Genomic DNA, 5086 nt, shown 5'->3' with positions numbered 1-5086 from the left:
GGGCGGCGGCAGACCGAACGCCTGTGCCATGCGCGCGCGGGAATAGTCGCTGACGACCGCCACGGTATCGATCGCGGTGCGCAGCAGCACGGGCTCCCAACGTCGCACCGCGCGAAAGCCTGCGTCCCCCCACACTTCGATTCCGTGGGCGAACAGGATCACCCGCCCGCCTGGCCGCAGCAGCCGATGCAGCAAGGCGAATGGCAGCAGATTGATGTGCCCGATCAGCAGCACGTCGGCCGATCGCGCTGCCCCCAGAACCTGCATGGCGAACCGTCGCCGATCGCCGCCGGCATGATCGGAAAGCATCAGCGTGCGCGACGGAACGCCGAGTGCGCACAGCGCGTCGATGACACGCCGGTTGAAACCCTGGATCCCGCCATGGCCTGCCGCGGAGAGCCCGATGAACACGACGTGGCGCGCGGGTCGGTCAGCCACGATCGCGGCGCCACGCAACCAGGCAAACGCCCACCATCGCCGCATGAGCAGCGCCCACCGCCCCTGCTATCCCGCTCAGCCCCAGCGGAACGGCGGCGAGATAAGCGGCAGCGACGGCGCCGGCCGCCAGCAGGACGAACAGCTGCACGATCCCGCGGTGGCGGTTCACCGCGGCCATGGGGGTGAACAGCGCCGACCACAGCATCTCGGCGACCACGGCCACGACGAGAAGGGCAAAGAATGGCTGCACCACCGTCACCGTGCCATGAGTCAGCAGCGGCAGGCCGAGGGGTGCGATCGAAAGCACCGCCAACGCATAGCCTGTGGTCAGCACCACCGTGGTGCGCGCCTGCGCCCGGAACAGGTGCATGCTCGCCGAGCGGTTTCCGGCGCCCTCCAGCGCGGCATATTCACTGACCACGCTGTTGTTGATCATGTTGATCCCTGCGGTGCCGAGCCGCGCAACGGTGCGCGACGTGGCGAACACCACCGTGGCTGCCGTGCCGAGCGTTGCGCCGACGACCAGCAGCGTTCCCTGCAGCAGCAGCGCCTGCGCCAGCGGCATCATCATATAGGCCAGCGCCGGGCCGCATAACGGCACAAGGGTCGCCCGGCGCGCATGTGTTAGGCCCAGCCGCAGCCACGCCGACCGGCGCCGGAGCCAATCGTAGCCGCCGAGCAGGAACAGGACCCGCGCGAACAGCATGGCGCCCGCGGCCGCCATGATCCCGCCGCCGCCCAACGCCGCCAGGGCGACCGCCGCGCCTTCCGCCAGCCGTGCCGATGCCGCCCACACGGCCTCGCTTGCCGGACGGTTTTCGGAGCGGATGCCGGCACAGATGAGCAGAAAGAACTGATACAGCAGGACGTTGGCGATGAGGAGCAAAAGGGTGACGCGCGCGGCCGGCAATCCCACCGTCGTTGCCGGGAGCAGGCGGACGGCTGCGGGCAGGAACGTCGCGCCCAGGCTAGACACCATCAGCACGGGGGCGGCGACGCACAACAAGGCGAAGATGCTCTGGAAGATCGCGCGCGCGGCATCGCGCCGGCCGCCAGCGACCGCCATGACCATCGCGTTCTTGGCAACGAAGGTGAAGCCGAAATCGCTGAACGTGAGATAGAAGGGGATGGCGGACAGCAGAAGCCATGCGCCGTAGACCTGCGTTCCCCAGGCATGGAGCAGCAGCGGCACCAGCGCCAGCTGAACCGCGATCGTCACCACCTGCCCGTAGGCGTTGGCCGATAGCGTACGGCCGAGACGAACGGCGGTCGCCCGATCCAGCGCGCGGATCATGCGCTGCGACGGTCTTCAGCCTGCATCCTGCGTTGTGCCCCCCGATGCTTCCCCGGCCGCAACCTGCGGTCTTCGCGGGCGATGGGCAAGTCCCGAGTGATCGGGCGCGGCACTGCCGGCTCGCAGCGCCGTCGCCCTAGGCAAGGATCAGCCTGAGACGCCCGCCAGCCATGCCAGCAGCAGCCGGTTCACGTCGTCCGTCCGCTCCTGCTGGGTCCAATGGCCGCAGCCTTCCAGCAGATGTCCCTCCACGTTGGGCACATGCGGCCGCATCAGGGCGATCGGATCGGTCACCGCGCCGAATAAGGTCGTCGCGGGGTCCTTGGTGCCGCCGATGAACAGCGCGGGCTGCTCGATCCGGCGATCACGATACGGCTGCAGCCATTCGAAGTCGCGCTCATGGTTACGATAGCGGCTGATCGGGCCGAAGAAGCCCGACGATTCGAACTCCGCCACATAATAATCGAGGTCAGCGGCGGTGAGCCAGTCTGGGAACGGATCCGGATCGATCATCTTGTCCAGCAGGGTCGCACCGGCAGGCTTGTTCGGCCATGTTCCCTCGGGCGCGTCCCCCGAGATGGCATAGTAGAATTTCCGCAGGAAATCGCGCACGTCGCGCTCCGCCTCGGCTTCGGGCGGGCCGACGTCCTGAAACCATTCCTGGTAGAAAAACCGGCCCTTGTTCGTGAACGCCTGGCGAAAAACCTCCGTGAACGGCCGCTGCGGAACGCCGGCATAGGGGACCGACAAAGCGGCCACCGCGCGAAAGCGGTCCGGGAGCGTCAAGGCCGCGTTCCATACCTGCGGTGCGCCCCAGTCATGGCCCAGCAAGATCGCCGGCCCGTCGGGCTGCAGCGTCCTGGCGACCGCCGCGATGTCGGCGACGAGATGCTCCATTGCATAGTCTTGAACCCGATCGGGCTTGCTGGAGCCACCATAGCCGCGCACATCGATCGCAGCGGCGGTGAAGCCGGCATCGGCCACCCGACCCAGTTGGTGGCGCCACGAATACCAGCTTTCGGGAAAGCCATGGACCATGAGGACGAGCGGCCCGCTCCCTTCCACCGCCGTGCGGATCCGAGCGCCCCCGGTATCGATCATGCGAAAGTCGGACATCCTAACCTCTCCTGACATTTTGTTGCTGTCGTCGTGCAGCGCATGACGGCTCGACCGCCGGCCGCCTAGAGCCGGCCGATGACATCCCTTCGCCTCCTGCTCGCGCTTCCCGCTATCATCGCTGCCGCCCCTGCCGTCGCACAGACGGTGCATGACGAAGGCGTCTGGTTCAATGGCACCGTGATGGGGCGCGTGGAGGGGCCGGTGGTTTTCTTCGCAGAGGTGCAGCCGCGTATAAACGAGGGGGTGTCGCGGATGACCCAGCTGCTGCTGCGTCCCGCGCTCGGCTACGAGCTTTCCAAGGACGTTACCGTCTATCAAGGATATGCGCGTGTGATCGACCCTGTCGAGAACGGTGCCGACCTGCAGGAAGATCGGTTGTTCCAGCAGGTGACGTGGAACGTCGGCAGGATCGGCAAGCTGGAGGTCCAGTCCCGTACCCGGCTCGAGGAGCGCTGGCGGTCGGACGGCGACGGCATGTCGCTCCGCGCGCGCCAGATGATGCGATTCGAATATCCGCTCGCGCCGGGCCCCAAGCGGGTGGCGGCATTGGCCTCCCTGGAAGGCTTCGTGGGCCTGAAGAGCGCGCAATGGGGCGGCATCGAAGGCTTCGATCAGCTGCGCACCTTTGTCGGGCTGGAGATTCCGCTTGCCGGCACGTCGACGCTGGAGGCGGGCTATCTCAATCAGACTCGCGACGCGCCTGGGCGGCGGGTCAACACGACGCATGTCGCCGCGCTGACCCTGTTCGTTCGCCTGTAGCGATTGCCGCCGTTCGTTGTTCGCGCGGAGGGACGTGCGCGGCAAGCGCGCATGACGTGACGGTATCACCGCCGCCGCTGTGACGCTTGGCCCCTCATGCGACCTGGCCCAAGGAAGCAGCGGACCTGTCGTTACACTCACAAAAGAAACGCCCCGCGAGTTTCCTCGCGGGGCGTTTTCGGTTCCACCTGTTCAGGTGATCAATGGTGCTTGTCGTCCTCGATCACCGGCAGCGTTTCGAACTGGTGATAGGGCGGCGGCGATGAGAGCGTCCATTCCAGCGTGGTCGCGCCTTCACCCCAGGGATTGTCGGGCGCCTTCTTGCCGGCGATCAGCGACCAGATGACGTTGACGAAGAAGATCGCCATGCCAGCCACCATGATCTCATAGCCGAGCGTCGCCACGCCGTTCCAATGCGCATAGGCGTCCGGATAATCGGGGTAGCGACGCGGCATGCCCTGCAGGCCCAGGAAGTGCATCGGGAAGAACAGCACGTTCACGCCCGCGAAGAACACCCAGAAGTGCAGCTGGCCGAGCAGCTCGCTGTACATCTTCCCCGACATTTTCGGGAACCAGTAGTAGAAGCCCGCGAACAGCGAGAACACCGCACCCAGCGACAGCACATAGTGGAAGTGCGCCACCACGTAATAGGTGTCCTGCATGTAATCGTCGATGCCGCCATTGGCGAGCACGACGCCGGTCACACCGCCTACCGTGAACATGAAGATGAAACCGATCGCCCAGGTCATCGGCGTCTTGAAGGTGAGCGAGCCGCCCCACATCGTCGCGATCCAGGAGAAGATCTTGATGCCGGTCGGCACCGCGATCACCATCGTCGCGGCGGTGAAGTACATCTTCGTGTTCACCGACAGGCCGGTGGTGAACATGTGGTGCGCCCACACCACGAAGCCGACCACGCCGATCGCGACCATCGCATAGGCCATGCCGAGATAGCCGAACACCGGCTTGCGGCTGAACGTCGCGATGATGTGGCTGATGATGCCGAAGCCCGGCAGGATCATGATGTACACTTCGGGGTGACCGAAGAACCAGAACAGATGCTGGTACAGCACCGGATCGCCGCCGCCGGCCGGATCGAAGAAGGTCGTGCCGAAGTTACGATCGGTCAGCAGCATCGTGATCGCCGCGGCGAGCACCGGCAGCGCCAGCAGCAGCAGGAACGCGGTGACCAGCACCGACCAGGCGAACAGCGGCATCTTGTGCAGCGTCATGCCCGGCGCGCGCATGTTGAAAATGGTGGTGATGAAATTGATCGCGCCCAGGATCGACGACGCACCCGAAAGGTGCAGCGACAGGATCGCCATGTCGACCGATGGCCCGGGTTCCCCATAAGTGGACAGCGGCGCATAGACCGTCCAGCCCGTACCGGCGCCGCCGAAGAACGGCGAGGCGAGCAGCAGCAGGAACGACGGCACCAGCAGCCAGAAGCTGATGTTGTTCATGCGCGGGAAGGCC

At 65.8% G+C, this 5086-nt stretch carries 5 protein-coding genes; 1 reads left to right on the top strand and 4 read right to left on the bottom strand.

The window, feature by feature from the left end; all coding sequences use genetic code 11:
- The 3 genes from ACFDTH_RS17285 to ACFDTH_RS17275 form a co-directional block, all read right to left on the bottom strand.
- Positions 1-438: hypothetical protein (locus ACFDTH_RS17285; protein WP_375288801.1), on the bottom strand; the 438-nt coding region annotated here is incomplete at its 3' end.
- Positions 431-1732 carry a teichoic acid transporter gene (locus ACFDTH_RS17280; RefSeq protein ID WP_375288800.1) on the bottom strand — a complete coding sequence of 434 codons (1302 nt, stop codon included), beginning with the start codon at positions 1730-1732 and terminating at the stop codon, positions 431-433. The genes ACFDTH_RS17280 and ACFDTH_RS17285, both read right to left, overlap by 8 nt.
- A 147-nt stretch (positions 1733-1879) precedes the next feature.
- The gene (locus ACFDTH_RS17275; protein ID WP_375288799.1) at positions 1880-2848 is read right to left on the bottom strand and encodes an alpha/beta fold hydrolase; all 969 of its coding nucleotides are present in this window, start codon (positions 2846-2848) and stop codon (positions 1880-1882) included.
- A 78-nt stretch (positions 2849-2926) separates the two neighbouring features.
- Here ACFDTH_RS17275 and ACFDTH_RS17270 point away from each other — a divergent pair, with 78 nt between their 5' ends.
- Complete coding sequence (locus ACFDTH_RS17270; RefSeq protein ID WP_375288798.1) at positions 2927-3610, top strand: DUF2490 domain-containing protein; 684 nt, start codon at positions 2927-2929, stop codon at positions 3608-3610.
- A 200-nt stretch (positions 3611-3810) separates the two neighbouring features.
- Here the strand turns inward: ACFDTH_RS17270 and ACFDTH_RS17265 are convergent.
- The coding region (locus ACFDTH_RS17265; RefSeq protein WP_375288797.1) for a cytochrome c oxidase subunit 1 at positions 3811-5086 on the bottom strand (1276 nt) is incomplete at its 5' end.

Source organism: Sphingomonas sp., assembly GCF_042096255.1.
In the GTDB taxonomy this organism is placed as follows: domain Bacteria; phylum Pseudomonadota; class Alphaproteobacteria; order Sphingomonadales; family Sphingomonadaceae; genus Sphingomonas.
The sequence above is the reverse complement of the archived record's forward strand: the minus strand, read 5'-3'. Positions and strand labels throughout refer to the sequence as shown.